This is a genomic window from Cypionkella sp. PAMC25878 (genome assembly GCF_058135695.1).
Map to the genome: position 1 here is coordinate 2,966,422 of NZ_CM176871.1, position 16,567 is coordinate 2,982,988.

At 58.5% G+C, this 16,567-nt stretch carries 16 protein-coding genes; 14 read left to right on the forward strand and 2 right to left on the reverse strand.

Features of this window, described 5'->3' with window-relative positions; all coding sequences use genetic code 11:
• The first annotated feature begins 5 nt into the window (after positions 1–5).
• Positions 6–1,553, forward strand: a complete 1,548-nt coding sequence (locus ACS5RD_RS14475; RefSeq protein ID WP_489928005.1) for an ISL3 family transposase — start codon at positions 6–8, stop codon at positions 1,551–1,553.
• A 413-nt stretch (positions 1,554–1,966) separates the two neighbouring features.
• Here ACS5RD_RS14475 and ACS5RD_RS14480 read toward each other — a convergent pair.
• Both ACS5RD_RS14480 and ACS5RD_RS14485 read right to left on the reverse strand, forming a co-directional pair.
• A protein-coding gene (locus ACS5RD_RS14480) for an IS3 family transposase (RefSeq protein ID WP_489928006.1) occupies positions 1,967–3,054 on the reverse strand; the annotation gives its coding sequence in 2 pieces (ribosomal slippage) (positions 1,967–2,799 and positions 2,799–3,054; 1,089 coding nt in all).
• Between the two features lie 568 nt (positions 3,055–3,622).
• Positions 3,623–4,374, reverse strand: a protein-coding gene (locus tag ACS5RD_RS14485; protein WP_489927828.1) for an IS5 family transposase whose coding sequence is annotated in 2 segments (ribosomal slippage) — positions 3,623–4,044 and positions 4,044–4,374 — 753 coding nt in all. Because the reading frame shifts where the segments join, the coding sequence is not laid out codon by codon here.
• A 327-nt stretch (positions 4,375–4,701) separates the two neighbouring features.
• On the opposite strand from ACS5RD_RS14485, the gene ACS5RD_RS14490 reads away from it, so the two are divergent.
• The 13 genes from ACS5RD_RS14490 to ACS5RD_RS14550 all read left to right on the forward strand — a co-directional run bounded on the left by ACS5RD_RS14490 (position 4,702) and on the right by ACS5RD_RS14550 (position 16,427).
• Positions 4,702–4,884 (forward strand): Flp family type IVb pilin, encoded by a 183-nt coding sequence (locus tag ACS5RD_RS14490; protein ID WP_489928007.1) that lies wholly within the window; start codon positions 4,702–4,704, stop codon positions 4,882–4,884.
• A gap of 97 nt (positions 4,885–4,981) precedes the next feature.
• Positions 4,982–5,788, forward strand: a complete 807-nt coding sequence (cpaB, locus tag ACS5RD_RS14495) for a Flp pilus assembly protein CpaB (RefSeq protein WP_489928008.1) — start codon at positions 4,982–4,984, stop codon at positions 5,786–5,788.
• Positions 5,789–5,807: 19 nt separating this feature from the next.
• The gene (locus ACS5RD_RS14500) at positions 5,808–7,271 is read left to right on the forward strand and encodes a TadE/TadG family type IV pilus assembly protein (protein ID WP_489928009.1); all 1,464 of its coding nucleotides are present in this window, start codon (positions 5,808–5,810) and stop codon (positions 7,269–7,271) included.
• A gap of 8 nt (positions 7,272–7,279) precedes the next feature.
• On the forward strand, positions 7,280–7,801 hold the full coding sequence (locus tag ACS5RD_RS14505) for a TadE/TadG family type IV pilus assembly protein (RefSeq protein WP_489928010.1): 522 nt from the start codon (positions 7,280–7,282) through the stop codon (positions 7,799–7,801).
• Positions 7,798–8,448, forward strand: a complete 651-nt coding sequence (locus ACS5RD_RS14510; protein ID WP_489928011.1) for a TadE/TadG family type IV pilus assembly protein — start codon at positions 7,798–7,800, stop codon at positions 8,446–8,448. Before ACS5RD_RS14505 ends, ACS5RD_RS14510 begins: the two co-directional genes overlap by 4 nt.
• Positions 8,449–8,489: 41 nt before the next feature.
• Complete coding sequence (locus ACS5RD_RS14515; protein WP_489928012.1) at positions 8,490–9,689, forward strand: CpaE/TadZ family protein; 1,200 nt, start codon at positions 8,490–8,492, stop codon at positions 9,687–9,689.
• Between the two features lie 11 nt (positions 9,690–9,700).
• Positions 9,701–11,089 (forward strand): TadA family conjugal transfer-associated ATPase, encoded by a 1,389-nt coding sequence (locus ACS5RD_RS14520; protein WP_489928013.1) that lies wholly within the window; start codon positions 9,701–9,703, stop codon positions 11,087–11,089.
• The gene (locus tag ACS5RD_RS14525) at positions 11,089–12,069 is read left to right on the forward strand and encodes a type II secretion system F family protein (protein WP_489928014.1); all 981 of its coding nucleotides are present in this window, start codon (positions 11,089–11,091) and stop codon (positions 12,067–12,069) included. Before ACS5RD_RS14520 ends, ACS5RD_RS14525 begins: the two co-directional genes overlap by 1 nt.
• Before the next feature lie 12 nt (positions 12,070–12,081).
• Positions 12,082–13,077: a type II secretion system F family protein gene (locus ACS5RD_RS14530; RefSeq protein ID WP_489928015.1), complete on the forward strand. Its 996-nt coding sequence runs from the start codon at positions 12,082–12,084 to the stop codon at positions 13,075–13,077.
• Between the two features lie 282 nt (positions 13,078–13,359).
• Positions 13,360–14,043, forward strand: coding sequence for a hypothetical protein (locus tag ACS5RD_RS14535; RefSeq protein WP_489928016.1), 684 nt, complete (start codon positions 13,360–13,362; stop codon positions 14,041–14,043).
• Between the two features lie 14 nt (positions 14,044–14,057).
• Entirely contained in the window at positions 14,058–14,219 is a 162-nt protein-coding gene (locus ACS5RD_RS14540) for a LuxR C-terminal-related transcriptional regulator (protein ID WP_489928017.1), read from the forward strand.
• Positions 14,220–14,241: 22 nt separating this feature from the next.
• Complete coding sequence (locus ACS5RD_RS14545; protein WP_489928018.1) at positions 14,242–14,703, forward strand: A24 family peptidase; 462 nt, start codon at positions 14,242–14,244, stop codon at positions 14,701–14,703.
• Positions 14,704–15,276: 573 nt separating this feature from the next.
• Positions 15,277–16,427, forward strand: a protein-coding gene (locus tag ACS5RD_RS14550; protein WP_489927680.1) for an IS3 family transposase whose coding sequence is annotated in 2 segments (ribosomal slippage) — positions 15,277–15,568 and positions 15,568–16,427 — 1,152 coding nt in all. Because the reading frame shifts where the segments join, the coding sequence is not laid out codon by codon here.
• The last annotated feature ends 140 nt before the right edge of the window (positions 16,428–16,567 follow it).

Consider the following 16,567-nt stretch of genomic DNA (forward strand, 5'->3'; position numbering starts at 1 on the left):
ACAAGATGCCGCGGATGCACAAAACTGGTGTGGAGGCCCCGGAAGGGCTGACTGTTGAAGCAATCGAAATGTCTGACGGCCAGATCACGGTGGTGGCGCGATCGTCGTCGCAGTCATCGTCCTGCCCGCGATGCGCGGCGGTATCGGTTTCGGTTCATAGCCGATACGTCAGAACTCTGGCTGATCTGCCCTCGCATGGGTCTGCGGTCAGCTTGCAACTTCGAACGCGGCGGTTCCGATGCAGGTCGATCGGTTGCCCGGTGGAGATTTTTGCCGAGCAATTTGACCCGGCTGTCGCGCAGCGTTTTGGGCGGCGGACAGAGCGTCTAGAAGGCATTGTCCATCACATAGGCCTCGCGCTTGGTGGCAGGCCAGGGCAGCGGACCGCGGCGCGACTGGTCCTTCCGGTCAGCCGAGATACCTTGCTCAGGGTTGTGCGCCGAAGGGCACCACCGACGGATGGCGCACCCCGAGTGATCGGGATCGATGACTGGGCCTGGCGGAAGGGCCACCGCTATGGAACCGTCGTCTGTGACCTCGAAAAACGGCGGATCATCGATGTCCTGCCGGATCGCGAAACGGCGACGGTTCAGGCGTGGCTGGCGGCACGACCCTCCATTGAGATCATCGCGCGGGATCGCGGTGGCGGCTATGGACCTGCTGATCTCCGCGGGCGTCCGGACGCCGTACAGGTCGCAGACCGCTGGCATCTCATGGAAAATTGTAGCTCGGCCTTCCTTGGCGTCGTCCGCAACTCGATGCGAGACATCCGGCGGATTGTGGGCACGGGGCGGCTTGACCCTAAGCTGATGACCGCCGTTGAGCGCAATCAATACGAGGGCTGGCGGCGCAGATCGGCGGAAAATGCCATCATCATGGACATGGTGATGGCCAAGGTGCCGATTAAAGAGATCATGCGCCGGACCGGCCGGTCGCGCAAATGCGTTCGCGCCATCGCCCGTGGCGACCAGTCTGAGATCTTCCGGCCAAGAGCCAGCACCCTTAACGGACACCTCGACTGGTTGTCCTACGAATGGGATGGCGGATGCCGGAGCGGTGCGGAACTCTGGAGGCGATTGCGCGCCCGAGGCTATGCTGGATCCCTGCGCGTCGTGGCGGAATGGGCGACTCGGCGACGCCGAGATGAGGCGGCGGAGTTGCCCCGCAGATGCCCAAGTTCGCGCATGATCGCCAGGCTGCTTATGCTTGGCTCGGAACGCCTGTCGCGCGCCGACCTTATGCTGGTCACACTGATCGAGGCGGAACTGCCAAACCTGCGGCAGGTGCGCGACCTTGTCGAACACTTCCACCACATGATCCGCACGGGATGTTCCGAAGACCTCGACCGCTGGATTGAAGGCGCAACCACATTGCTCGCCGCCTTCACTCGCGGGATCATTGCCGACCGGGCAGCCGTAACCGCCGCCATCACGAGCCCGTGGTCCAATGGCCAGACCGAGGGCCAGATCACCAAGCTGAAGCTGGTCAAACGCCAGATGTACGGCCGCGCCAACCTTGATCTCCTGCGCGCAAGGCTGGTGGGCATGGCATGAAGTGCATCGAAATTGAGTCAGAGCCAGTTTTGCACGCCGAAGCACATAGATACCTCTTGTGACGCCAAATCCGGCTGGTCTTAGACCATGTTGGTCCACAGCAAGCTCAGTAAGAAGAATGGTCCCATCCTCTTGCTTCTCGAGATATATGCCTTTCGCAAACGAACCGGGTTTTGCGTAGGGATACGCAATTAGTCCATCGACTTCTACGGCCACGGATTCTGTTTCATTTAGCAACGCGGTAACTTTGGGGAATTCATTGAGACTGCCAGCAGTACCATGAAAAAGCGTTTCCCCACTCAAATAGAAATTGGTTTCTGAGAAGACTGATCCTTCAGGAAGAATGTCAGCAATCCAAAATCGACGATAGAAGGGGTAATCCCCCCATTTTTAACGGGGTGCATCCGTAGAACTTACGCGGCCATTTTCAGTTTCTGGGCGGGTGTGATGCCGCCGATGCCCATGTTCGGGCGGTCGTTGTTGTATGTCCATAGCCATTGTGTGGCGTGATCCTGTGCCTCCTCGATGGTTTCGATGATGTATTGGTCGAGCCATTCATGCCGGACGGTGCGGTTGTATCGCTCGATGTAGGCGTTCTGCTGCGGCTGGCCGGGTTGGATGTGCTGGATCGTGATGCCCTGTCTCTCAGCCCAGATCAGCAGCTTGCCACTGATGTATTCCGGGCCGTTGTCGACCCTTATGGTGCCGGGTTTGCCGCGCCATTCGATGATCCGGTCCAGGCTCCGGATGACCCTTTCGGCGGGTAGCGAGAAGTCAACCTCGATACCCAGCCCCTCGCGGTTGAAGTCATCCAGCACGTTCAGCAGCCGAAACGCACGGCCATCACCGAGGCGATCTGCCATGAAGTCCATGGACCAGGTCATGTTGGGTGCCTCGGGCACAGCAAGCACATCAGGTTTGTCCCGCTTCAGCCGCTTGCGGGGCTTGATCCGCAGGTTCAGTTCCAAGGCGCAATAGATCCGATAGACGCGTTTGTGGTTCCACGGATGGCCCTTCACGTTGCGCAGATGCAGAAAGCACAGCCCAAAGCCCCAGGTCTTGCGGGCGTCGGTCAGACCCACCAGAAGGTCGGCGATCTCTTCGTTCTCGGCTTTTAACTTCGGGCCATAGCGATAGCAGGTCTCGCTGACCCCGAAGGCCCGGCAGGCCAGCGCAATGCTGACCTTGTGTCGCGCCACCGCTTTCTCGGCCATCTCGCGGCGTTGAGATGGCCGCGTCATTTTTTTCCGAGAGCCTCTTTCAGCAGGTCGGCTTGCATGCTCAGGTCCGCATACATCCGCTTCAGCCGGCGGTTCTCGTCCTCGATGGCCTTCATCTGGCTGATCAGCGACGCATCCATGCCGCCATACTTCGCCCGCCACTTGTAGAACGACGCATTGCTCATGCCATGCTCGCGGCACAGCTCTGCCACCGGCACACCGCCTTCGGCCTGACGCAGGATCGCAAGAATCTGCGCCTCAGTGTATCTGCTTGTCTTCATTCAGAATCTCCTCGTTCATCTTGGCGAGAAAATTCTACTTATGCAGCCCCTTACTTTCGGGGGGGATTACCCGAAGCACACCTCCGACCCATTCCGCTTTATCGAGCGCACGTTGTACTCAGGCAGACCAAGACCACGATCATAAAAGTCGATGCCAAGACTTTGACCATCATGGTACCTCTTCACCCATGGAACAGAGCTAAGAGCAGCCAAAAAAGGATCAGAGGCCTTATTAGGAAATAGAGATTCTTGGTTCAGCGACCCACCTTCGGTCGCAAAATCCCGGAAGACACTGGTGGGTGCGAATATCTTCGCGACGATACAGTCATCGGGCAGATTCCCGGTCAATGGGCCAATCATGAACGCGGACTGAGCACTACACCTGTGCTGACCTGCTTCAGTTGCGATTTCGACCAAGTCCACTGCGGCGATGTCGTTCCGTCTCAGCCCTTTCTTCCCGATGGCGTACAGGCATGCCATTTGCTCATCTGCGGGTTCATACCATGCCTCTTCGCGAACGGCGAAAACAGGATATTCCCAGCAATCTTCCCCTAGGGTCTGTTGATGTTCATCTTGTGCGCATCACTGTTGCCGCGAGGGAGATGAACGCGCTGAAGCTTTCGTCTGTTTTGCAGCAGCGCATGGCGATGCCTCTGTATTCCTTTAGTTTTCCGAAGAAGTTCTCGATCAGGTGCCGCCATGTGTCGGTGTGGCGGTCGAACTCCGCCGGGAAGCGGCGGTTGCATTTAGGGGGTATGACTGCTTCGATCCCTGCGCCGGTCAGCGCATCGCGCAGCCAGTTGGCGTCGAAGGCGCGATCCGCGAGGAACTGGCCGCAGGACAGCCCTTCGATCAGGGCTGCGGTGCCACGCAGGTCGTGCGCCTGTCCGGGCAGCAAGCGGAAGTTGATCATGTTGCCGAGTGCGTCGGTCAGGGCCATGATCTTGGTGGTTATGCCGCCGCGAGAACGTCCGATGGCCTGGCTCTGAGTCCCCCTTTTGCGCCCTGACCGTGGCGGTGGACCGTGACGATACTGCCGTCGATCATGGCGTATTCGAAGTCGGCATCTTCGGCCAACATCCTGAACATACGATAGAATGCGTCGGCCTTCACCCATCTGCGGAACCGTTTGAAGACTGAGTTCCACTTCCCGAAATCCTCGGGCAGGTCGCGCCAAGGGCAGCCGGTGCGCGCGATCCAGAGAACGGCCTCGACAAAAAGGCGCGGATCAGGCCCCGTGCGACCGGGATCACATTCCCGGCCAAGACAGTGCGGGGCGATGGTTTCCCATTGGGCGTCGGTCAAAGCGGTGCGGATCAAGGTTGCCTCCCATTTGGCAACCTTGAATCACTCAGAAACTGATTTGGGAATCCTCAAACGTCAACAAACCCTAGCAAACCCGGAGCGGTTCAGCTGTCCGATTTTCGGGCGGTCGCTCGACCTCCCTCTCAAAGCTACGTCATGCTTCCGCACGCCACGCCACCTCGATTTGCGCTACGGCTTGTTCAAAAAAACAACCGCCACGGGAAAATCTCATCTTTTCAGATGATGCGTGCAGCACGCCGTTGGCGAAACTGAAGCAGAGCCGAGGAGAAACCCGGTTCGTGAAACCCTTTGGCGCTCTGCTGCCCAACCATGGAGTTTGTAATGTTCGATGCTCTGCTCAAAACTTTCATCCGTTTCCGTCACTGCAACGAGGGCGTGACGCTTGTCGAATATGGCGTGGCCGTTGCCCTCGCCGTTTCGGTTGGCGTTGGGGCGCTCACCCTGCTTGGCGGAGATGTCACCACGGCCATGGGACTGGCTGGCGACGCAATGCCGCAGCCCTGAATTGTACTGATCCAATGTGCCGGGTCGGCGAAATCCGTCCCGGCACGTTGTCTTTGTTTGACTGCCTTTCGACCCTCTAAGACGAATGGAGTTTGCCATGGGAATTCGATCAGTACTGGTTGCCCTGCTTGGCATCGCGGTTGCCGGAGGCTCGGCTTATGGGGCAAAGATCATGATCGCGGCCGATGCACCTGTCGCTGCAACCGATGGTCGCAGCGACTTGGTTCGGGTGGTGATCGCGACCCGTGATATTCCCTATGGTCAGGCGATTCAGGCGCAGATGCTTGAGGTGATTTCCTGGCCGCGCAATGCGCTGCCGCCGGGGGCCATCAGTGATGTTGCCCTGCTCATTCCCAAGTCCGGCCAACCACCGCGCCGCGCTAAGTTTGGCATGGCAGCGGGCGATTTGATCCTTGCGTCGAAAGTTTCCGAATTCGGAGCGAAAGTTACCATCGTACAGGGTCTTGGAGTGAACACCCGGGCGATGGCGATCAAGGTTGATGCCGAAACCGCAGTTGCCGGGTTTGTAACACCCGGCGACACGGTCGATATTTTGCTTACGCAAGGCAAGAATGAAGATTTGCGCTCTGTCACCATCCTGCAGAACATCCGGGTGATTGGGGTGGATCAGGACTCCGACGCAAACGTGGAACAGCCGACCGTTGCCCGGACAGTCACGGTGGAAGTAAGCCCCGACAACGCCCAACGCCTCGCGTTGGCACAAGAAGCCGGAACCCTCAGCTTGTCGCTGCGCACACTTGACGGCGCGACCGATGCGCCGATGCAGAGCGTGAAGCTCAGCGACCTGCTGCATGAGAAATCCCCGGTGCCCGAGGCAGAAGCCGCAAAATCCACTGTGCGGGTGCGTCGGGCCACCGAAGTCGAAATCGTAGACCTCAACTGATCGGCTGATGGAGATCCAAATGCACATCGTACGCGGGGTCAGGTCATTTACGACGAATGAAGACGGGGCGGTCCTGATCTTCTGGGCAATGGCTATCATCATCATTCTAGGCATCGTTGCGATGTCTTTCGACATGGGGCGCGTCGCAGCGACCCAATCCGAATTGCAGTCCTTTGCCGACACTGCAGCGCTGGCGTCCGCGGGAGAGTTGGATGGAAAATCCGACTCTATCACCCGAGCGACCGCCGCTGCGGCCAATCTGATTGCCGATTACCAAAGCTTTGGCGATGACAATCATGATCTGGGTGGGGCGCTTGACTATACTATCAGCTTTTTCAGCACTTTGCCCACCAGCGACACCACGGCGCTGACGGCAGGAGCAACCACCGATCCACTCGCTGCCGCTTATGTGCGCATCGCAGTCGTACCGCACGACGTGTCGTTCACCATTGGTGCGGCCTTTCTGGCGCTGACCGGCAACGATGCTCCTGACACGCAGGTCGGCGGAACTGCAGTGGCGGGTTTCACCCAATATGCTTGTGACATCACGCCGCTGATGTTCTGCATTCCGTCGCCGTCGTTTCAGGCCGATCAGAATATCGGCAAGATGATCCTGCTGCGCGCGGGCGGCAGCGGTGCGGCTTGGGGGCCGGGTGATTTCGGATTCCTTGACCCCAACAAGCTTGCGGTTGACGCAGGCGGCCCCTGTGCGGGGCTCAATGGCGCGCAACTCGACGCTTGCCTGATTGGCGCGGAAGGCAACATCACCCAGTGTTTTGCCATGCGGGGCGTCGACACCGAGCCGGGCCAGAAAGTCGGCATTGAGAATTCAAGCTTCAACGTGCGCTTCGATATGTATGACTCGATCATGAACGGCAAGCGCAACAATCCGAACTTCGCGCCAGCCCCGAACGTGATCAAGGGCATCGTCCCGAAGGGCAAGGGCGCGACGTGCACCAGCAGTAATTCTCCGGCCTCTATGAACTCGGTGGGATTGCCGCGCGACACCTGCTTTGGCAGCGGCGGTTGCACGCGGTTTGGCGATGGCAACTGGTCAGCCGGGCGGGCGAACTATGTCAGCAAGAACTACGGTGCAACCGATCCGCATCCCTCAGCCACCACGCGTTACGCCTATTACCGTGCCGAGATCGCTGCCGCAGGTGGCGGCAGCTCGCGCAGCAATATCCTCACCGGGCGTCAGGAAACCGGGCGTCCGATCTGCTCGAACAACCAATCCTCCGACCCCGATCGCCGCGTGGTGGTCGCCGCCGGGATCGACTGTACCGCCAATCCCATCCGCGGTCGCACCACCAACGTGCCAGTCAAAGAGTTCGTCCGGTTGTTTTTGACCGAACCTGTAGGTCCCGATACCTCATCGCCGCCAAATCTATCACTGTATGTCGAGATCGTCGGCAGCGCTCAGGGCAATCGCGGCAGTGCCTCGACCGGCGTGTTCCATGACCTCGTGCAGCTTTACAGGTGAGTCCGCACATGCCCAAGCCCAGCTTCCCCTCGCGCTTTTCTCCGCAACGCCGTAGCTGCCTTCGTTTCCTGCGGTCCGAAAGCGGTGCTGCATTGGTCGAGTTCGCGATTGTCCTGCCCAGCATGCTGCTGCTGTTTGCCGTCATCATCGAGGGCAGTCGGCTGATGTTGTCTTATCAAAGCGCCATCGCCGGGGTGCGGGATGCCGCCCGCTACATGTCGCGGGTGGTATCTTCCGACATCTGCAACAGCGGTGGCAGTGTGGCGGGCTACAGCACGCAGCTTCTGGATATGGTGCGCAACAGCAGTTCCGGGCAATCGGTATTTCCCAGCTATGTCACGGTCGATTCCGTCACGCCGTCTTATACCTGCATCCCCGGAACCTACCGGATCAACCCGGTGCCGGTGATGTCGGTGACGGCGCAAATCACCGTGACCTACCCCTTCGCGGGCGTTATCGCCTTTGGTGGCGGCACTTTGCCCACGCGCACCACAACCATAACCGACCAGGCGCGGGTGTTCGGATCATGATTATCCGCTGGATCAAATGCGGCCTTGTCGCCAAACTCTCGCGCTTCCGCCGCGATGCCGAGGGAACCGTGCTGGTCGAAATGGCGATCGTGTTGCCGATCTTCCTGCTGCTTTTGCTCGGCCTGATCGACTTCGGACGGATGGGCGGCGAGTTTGTCATGGCCGACAAGGCGATGCAGCGCGCCGTGCGCATCGCAGCCGTACGTCCGGCCGTCTGCCCATCTCTGCCAACAGTCAATCTGCGCGGCTCGGGCGCGGGCGCCACCACGCATTATGGAACCAGTTGCGCCGCTGGCACGAACTTCTGCGTCAACCCCGGTGTCGTGACCTGCACTGCAAGCGCGTCGAATGCCACGGCGGCAGAAATCTGGACCGCTATCGCGCCGTTGATGCCGTCACACGCAACCGTCAGCAACCTCAAGCTCAGCTACAGCTTCGATGCCAACCTCGGCTTTCTGGGCGGGCCGTATGTGCCGGTTGTGACCGTCGAGATCCAGAACCTCGATTTCCAATTCGCCACGCCGCTCAGTGCGTTGGCAGCGCTCGTAGGAGTGCCCGATGGCAACGCACCCGGTGCGACCCTGCCATTCCCTAAAACCAGCACCTCGCTGCCCGGTGAAGACCTCGCCGCCGGCAACGCGGGCTGACCCAGATTATAAGGGGCCTCGCGGCCTTGAAAGGATTAACCATGACGACGACCCCGCGCTCCATCCTTGTCGTTTCACCGGACCCGGACGTTTCCAGCGCCATCAGCCGGGCACTGTCGCCACGGGCAGGCTGGCGGGTGGACACCGAGGCTTCGACTCTGGTGCAGATGAATGGCAAAGCGGTCAAAGTTGCTGCCAATTACGACATGATCCTGTTCACGGCCAAATCGGACGATCCAGTCGAGATCGACGCAATCCGCGCTCTGGCGGCGGGGCGTCCGAACACCACGCTCATCGCATTGGCCGATCAGAATCTGACGCTGTCACAGGCGCGTGCTCTCAGCCGCGCAGGTGCAAATGATGTGGTGGCATTCTCAGAGTTTGGGGCTGATTTTGAAAGCCAGATCCGCGGAGTTAATCTGGCCCACAGCGCCAAAGACACAGCACCACAGCGTCAAGGCCGGATCGTTGCGGTAACGCAGTCGCGCGGGGGCATTGGCTCCAGCACTGTCGCTGTCAATCTGGCCGACCAGCTGATCGGCAAGCGCGGCGGTTTTTTCGGTCGCGGCACCACCGCCAGTGTCGCGCTGGTCGATTTTGATCTGCAATTTGGCACGGTCGGCAGCTTCCTTGATCTTGAAGAGCAAGACACGCTGCTTCAGATCGCGATTAACGGCACGGTTCCCGACGCGACCTTCCTTGAGCAGGCTCTGGTCAAAACGCCGAATGGCATTGATGTGCTTGCCGCTCCATCAAAATTCGCGCCCATCGACTCGCTGAAGCCCGAGCAGGTTGCAGCCATCCTTGATAGCCTGCGGCAGAGCCATGATTATGTCGTTGTCGATCTGCCACGTGCGTTGGTTGGCTGGATCGAACCGATTGTTCAACGGGCCGACGAATTGATCATGGTCACCGATATCAGCGTGTCCTCGGTGCGCCATTGCCGCCGCCTGATTGATTTCTTTACCGCTGACAACCCTGCACTGCCGATCGAGATCGTCGTCAACCACGAGCGCCGTCCGCTTTTGCCTTCCAAGCTTCAGCGGGAAGCCGAAAAGGTGTTGCAGCACAAATTCGAGCATTGGCTGCCGCATGATCCTCGTGCCGCCAATGGGGCCGCTGATCGCGGCCTGCCGCTTTCCGCCGCGGCCCCACGCTCGTCTTTGACCAAGGCTGTCGCGCGGCTGGCTGCGGCGACTGTCAAATCGTTTCCCGCAACCGTCCACACATCTGCCAAATAGGAGGAGCCGAGGTGTTCAAACATTTTCCCAGCGCCAAGAATCCTCAGGGCCGAAACGTCGTCGAGATTGTGCGGAAGGATATGCCCGTCGAGCCCGAGGCCGAGAAAGCTGCACTCGCAAATGCCGAGTTGATGGAACGGCTGGAGTTGAAAAGCCGCCTGCACGACATTCTGCTTGAACGGCTCAATCTGGCGGTGATCGACAAGGTGCAGCCGGATGAGCTGCGCCGCGAGGTCTCGCAGCTTGTCGCCAAAGCCCTGAATGATGAAGGCCGCCCGATGCGGTCCGAAGATTTCAAGCTGCTGATCGACGAACTGCTGGATGAAGTGCTGGGGTTTGGCCCGCTTGAACCACTGCTGGCGGATCCGACGATCAATGATATCTTGGTAAATTCTCACCAGAATGTCTTTGTTGAACGCTTTGGCGTGCTCGAACGCAGCAAGGTCCGCTTTCGTGACGAACGCCACCTGCTGCGCATCATCGACAAGATCGTGTCCCGCGTCGGTCGCCGGGTCGATGAATCGACGCCTTGGGTTGATGCCCGGCTTGCGGACGGCAGCCGCGTCAACGCGATCATCCGCCCCTGCGCCATTGATGGCCCGTCGGTTTCGATCCGCAAATTCTCGCGCAACCCTCTCACGATGGAGCGGCTGGTTGAGGCTGGCGCGCTGAACCCAGCCGCTGCGGCTTTGCTGAAAGGCGTCGTCGAAATGCGGCTGAACGTGCTGATTTCGGGCGGAACCGGTTCGGGCAAGACCACGATGCTGAACGCACTGTCGTCCTACATCGGCAAGCGTGAACGGGTGGTGACCATTGAGGACGCCGCAGAACTACAACTCCAGCAAGAACATGTCGTCCGTCTGGAAACCCGGCCTGCCAGTCCTTCGGGCACTGGTGCTGTCACTCAGCGTGATCTGGTGCGCAATGCTTTGCGGATGCGTCCTGACCGCATCGTGGTCGGCGAGGTGCGTGGGGCCGAAACCTTTGACATGCTACAGGCGATGAACACCGGCCATGACGGCTCGATGACGACCGTACACGCCAACACCGCGCGCGACGCGCTGTCCCGGCTCGAGCAGATGGTTACAATGATCGGTCTGGATTTCCCGATCTCGGCCATCCGCGCGCAGATCGCCGCTGGCATCCATCTGGTCGTGCAACTCAACCGCCTGAGTGACGGCAGCCGCCGGGTGATGAGCATCAGCGAGATCACCGGGATGGAAACCAACACCGTGACCATGCAGGACATCTTTGTGTTCCGCCGCACCGGCCAGTCAGAAACCGGCAAAATCCTTGGCGAGTTCATTGCCACCGGGATCCGCCCGCGGTGTGCCGAGCTGCTGGCGCAGGCCAACATCGACCTGCGCGGCGACGATTTCGTGCATAAGGGTCAATCGTGATGGAACGCCTGTTTGATCTTCTGCCAGACTCCGATCTCACGATTCTTGGCACTGCAGGGGTCTTTCTCGGCATCTTGCTGGCGCTCGAAGGCCTGCGTCAGGTTCTGACTCGCTCGGAAACCGGCAACGAGGTGCGCAATCGGCGCATACGGATGATCGCCAAGGGCGCAACGGGCAAAGAGGTACTTGGCCTTCTGCGTCCGCAGACCGACGGCTGGGCCTTAAACCGGTTTCCCTTCATCGGCACGATCCCCACTGACCTGCGTCTTTCAGGGCTGATGCTCAACCCGTGGCTGGCCCTCGCCGTTTGTGGGCTTGGTGCTGCCGTTTTGACACTCTTTCTGTCCACAAAGCTGCCCGGCGTAGCAGCGATTGGTATCGCCACGTTTGCCTGCCTCGTACTGCCGCTCTGGCTGGTGAAGCGCAAAGCCCGTGGGCGCGTGGCGCTGTTTGCCCTGCAATTACCGGATGCCTTGGATCTGATGGCGCGCGGACTGCGCGTCGGCCATCCGTTGAATGTCACCATCCAGACCGTCGGCCGCGATATGCAGGATCCGATCGCGACCGAATTCGGCTTGATATTCGACCAGATCAGCTATGGCGACGATCTGGTCAGCGCCTTTCGCGATCTGGCCGAACGCATGCCGCTTGAGGATATGCGCTATCTGTCGGTCAGCATTGCCATCCAGCACGGCACCGGCGGCAACCTGTCAGAGGTGTTGAACACGCTGTCAAAGGTGATCCGGGATCGGATCACAATGCGCAAGCGCATTCAGGCGATCTCGTCTGAAGGTCGACTGACATCATTGTTCTTGTCTGGCTTGCCTCTGATGATTTTGATCGCAACCTCGATCACCGCACCGAACTATTATCTCGGTGTAAGCGACGATCCGCTGTTCCGTCCTTTTGCGATCACTGTTGGGACTTTGATCGTCGTGAACTATCTCGCAATGCGAAAACTTGTGAATTTCCGGCTGTGAAGGGGGCGCCCCATGTTTGAAGACATGCTGCAAGTGACTCAACTGGATTGGCCGACTTGGCAGATTCTTTCGACCATCGGCGTAGCGAGCGGGGTGCTGATTGCATTTTACGGGATGTCGGCAGCATTTGGCGCCAAGGATGCCAGGGTTGAGCGGATGTCGCGGCAGCGCGTGCGCATCCTAACCGCAGATCAGGGTCTGTTGCGCCCCTCCAACGCGGACCCGACCGGGCTTATGAAAACTCTCGTGCCACAGAACCGCAAAGAGCGCATGGAAGTCGAGCGCCAGCTTGCCCATGCCGGGCTCACTGGGGCGCATGCCGTGCGCGACTATTATCTCAGCCGCTTTGTGCTAGGGATCTGCCTTCCTGCCGTGCTTTTGGCGGCGATCTGGTTGGTGCGTGCGGGATATCTGGAATTGCCCAGCGGCTTCGATGCCCGGATCACTGGCTGGAGCAATTTGCGCGTTCTGCAAATTGTCATGCTGGTGGTTGCCCTCGGCTTCTTTGGCCCGGCCTATTGGTTGAAAGGCCGCGCACAACGCAGGATAAGGGCCATTCAGGAAGCCTTCCCCAACGCGCTCGACCTGATCCAGATTTCCGTTGAGGCTGGCTTGGGATTGGATGCCGCAATGATTCGGGTTGGCAATGAACTAGAGTTGGCCGCCCCAGAAATTTCACACGAGTTTTTGAACGCGCAACGCGAGATTCAAGCTGGACGCAGCCGCGAGCAGGCACTGACCGAAATGGCAGCACGCACCGGGGTGTCAGAAGTCGTGTCATTCGCCAATGTGGTTTTGCAATCCATTCAGTTTGGCACCAGCGTGGCCGAAACATTGACCACCTATGCCAAGGAAATGCGGCTGCATCGCGAGTTGCGCGCGCAGGAAATGGCCAACAAGATGCCAGTCAAGATGTCGGCAATCATGGCAGCGCTGATGCTTCCTGCTCTGGTTCTGCTGACCTTGGGGCCGGTGGTGATTCGCTACATGCACATTTTTAGAGGATAAACCAGCCAACCACTTGAGGCCGGCTCCATAGCTCCGGTGCCGATTTGGAAATGTTTCGTGTAGATTCTCGGAATTCGTCCAATCCGAGGTTACGAAATGCATCTCAGGATTGTTTTTTCAGAATACCAAAACTGCAAATGTGTTAAAATATTGACAAAAAAGCGGCGTAGAACGAGCATCTTTATGACGAGAAGTGACAGCTTGCGATGTTGCCGCTTTGGAAATGATAGTTTTGCCGCGGATTGCTTGAGAAGATTCTAATTCCTAGGGCTTAAGGTTCAAATGGAACATGTTTCAGCGTTCGAGCGTAAGCTCAGGGTAGGGACTGCACCGGTTGAGCGGGATCTGTTTGATGCCGTCGCAAAATGGTGCGATGCACTCAGTGGAAGCGTTCAACTCAGTCAGGCGTTGGCGCAGTTTGCATCAGGTTTGGGTGCCGAGGCGGCCATGGTTGTGCGCACCCATCGCAGTGATCAAAGACCATGCCCCGTCGCAATTCACGACCGTCGCGGCGAGTCCGTGCCACGCCCGCTGCGTAAGTCTTTTGCCGACAGCTATTTTGGCGCAGACATGATTTTATCGCGCAGCGCTAGCGTTTGGGTTGGTTCAACCCACGCTGATGAAACGCGCGCGGATTGCAGCCCAGCCCTGAAAGAATGGCAATCCTCGCGGCACTTCAAAGAATTCGTCGTGCTTGTCCTGAACAGTGGCGGTGCCACCCGTGATTTGCTCGAATTGCATTTTTCTGAGCCGCTTTCTCGCCAGCATCTGGTCTATCTGGATGCAATGGTCCCGACAATCTGCCGGACCTGGGCGGCGCGGCAAGTGGGTTTGATCACCCGCACCGTTGTCAATCATCGTCTGGCCAGTCAACCGACGCTGCACACAGCACTTCTTGCGACCTGCTTGATGCCACCAACCCGTCTCGGCTTAGCCGTGCCGAATTCCGGGTCTGCGTTCTGCTGAGCCGCGGGCTGTCTGTGGCTGGCGTGGCAGAGGAACTTGGGTCGAGCGATGCAACCATTCGCACGCATCTGCGCAACATCTACGCCAAGTCCAATTTGTCCTCTCTTGCCGAATTGGTTTTTATGCTGTTGCGGCCTAGTAGCTCGTGCAGCCAATCTAATTTCCGTTGCGCCTGAGTAGATTGGAGCAAACCATTATATGGATCTTTTCCCCAATCTGCTTGCAGCGCCGCTGCTGATCTATGCGGCATATAGTGATCTGCGTTACATGCGAATCCCAGATTTCATCAGCATAGCCTTGGTTGTTCTGTTTGCTGTCACGGTTTTAATCCAATCTCCGATCGACATCCGAGCGCGCATTGCAGTCTCATCGGGTATATTTGCGATCGGCTACATCGGTTTTTTGTTTCGGCTTATTGGCGGTGGCGACGTAAAGTTCTTGTCGGCGCTTGCCCTGTTTGTGCCCAGATCTGAACTGACAGTTTTTGCCAATCTGTTCTCTGTTTCGCTGCTGATTGGCATTTCGTTCATCTGCATGGCGCAACGCAGCCGCCTCGCCAATGTGGGGTGGAAATCCTTCTCAGCCCGTGGCAAATTTCCGATGGGCCTTTCAATCGCGATGACGGGGTTGATGCTTTCGGTCTTGTTTTCAGCTGGTTAGGGTCAGGCCTCGTTGTAGTCTCATAGCCAGAAGATGACGGTCGCGGCGAGGAAGATTTAAGGCATCTGTCGTCGCACGTGGCCACCCAGCGCCAGACTTTCAGTCGACGGAAAATGATCTCGATGCTGTACCGGCGCTAGTCGTGCTTGCTTCGCGACATCCGGTCGTAGGCTCGCCGACCGAAACCATAGCGGCCGGTGGTTTGGCTGACAGCGGCTAGGTTTCGCATCGCAACCACGATAGACTAATTTTTACTGCACTGGACCTGAGCGACAGCTTCGGGAAACGCTGCCTCGCAGCATTTTTCAATGCCGATAGGCAGCGTTAGATCATAGCCGACCTAACGCGACGATGGCGGTGAAAATGTATGGTCTTTGGTTCGGTATAAGCCAAATCCTGTCCTCGCAACAAAAATACACAGCAATAACAATGACTTGCAGAGCAAATCGGGAGGCTATTTGCATTTGTAGTGCTGGTGTGGAAGCACTGTGGATGAGCTACCCCCCGAAAATCGGACAGTGACGGAAGCTACGATCTGAAGTCTGCTGGTCTCCAAGCACGAGGAGAACAGAGATGTCGAAACGCAGGAACCATGACGCAGCCTTCAAGGCGCGTGTGGCGTTGGAGGCGTTGAAGGGTGAGCGCACGGTGTCGGAATTGGCGACCGCCTATGAGGTCCATCCGACGATGATCCATCAATGGAAAAAGGCACTTCTGGAAGGTGCCACGGGCATCTTTGAGCGCGGCAGCAAGGCGGTCGCCACCGCTGAGGTCGCCGAGGATACGGTCCGCGAGCTGCATGCCAAGATCGGAGAACTGGCGGTCGCCAACGATTTTTTGGCAAGAAAGCTCAAGCCCTGGACCGGGAAGTGAGGCGTGGCATGATCGAACGGACCCACCCCACGCTGTCGGTCGGGGCGCAGTGTCGACTGCTATCGATCTCGCGGTCGTCGTTCTACTACGCGCCGCAAGGAGAGACTGCGATGAACCTCGACTTGATGCTGCTGGCCGACAAGCAGTTTCTGGAGACGCCCTTCTATGGCGTCCGGCAAATGACATGGCACCTGCAGAATGAAGGTCATGCCGTGAACGAAAAGCGCATCCGGCGTCTGATGCGCCTTATGCGCTTGATGCCGATCTACCAAAAACCCAACACCAGCAGGCCTGCGAAGGGGCACAAGACTTACCCCTATCTGCTGGGTGGGCTGCGGATCGACCGGCCCAACCAAGTCTGGTGCGCCGACATCACTTACCTGCCCATGCGCAAAGGCTTCCTCTATCTGGTGGCCATCATGGACTGGTTCACCCGCAAGGTGCTGGCCTGGCGCATCTCCAACACGCTGGAGGCCGACTTCTGCCTGGAGGCTTTGAACGACGCCATCCACAAGTTCGGCCCGCCCGAAATCATGAATACTGACCAGGGCAGCCAGTTCACCTCCTTCGACTGGACCGACCGCTTGAAGCGGGCAAAGACCAAAATCTCGATGGACGGCAAAGCCCGCTACCTCGACAACATCTTCATTGAACGTCTCTGGCGTTCCCTGAAGTATGAATGCGTCTACCTGCACGCCTGGGAAACCGGGTCACAGGCCAAAGCCGGCGTCGGGCGCTGGATCACCTTCTACAACCACCTGCGGCCCCACGCCGCCCATGGCGGACAACCGCCCGCCGTGGTCTACTTCAACGCAATCGAAACCGATCAGCAGAGGCAGGCAGTAGCTTAACTCACCCGGAAATCTGTCCAAGAGTTGGGGAGTAGCTCAGGAAGCAACAGGGGCGAAGTCAGGACTGTGGCGGGCGCGATACATGGAAGAAAAATTAAAAAAACTCACGCATGGATCGTACGGGGTCACAGTCATGGCAT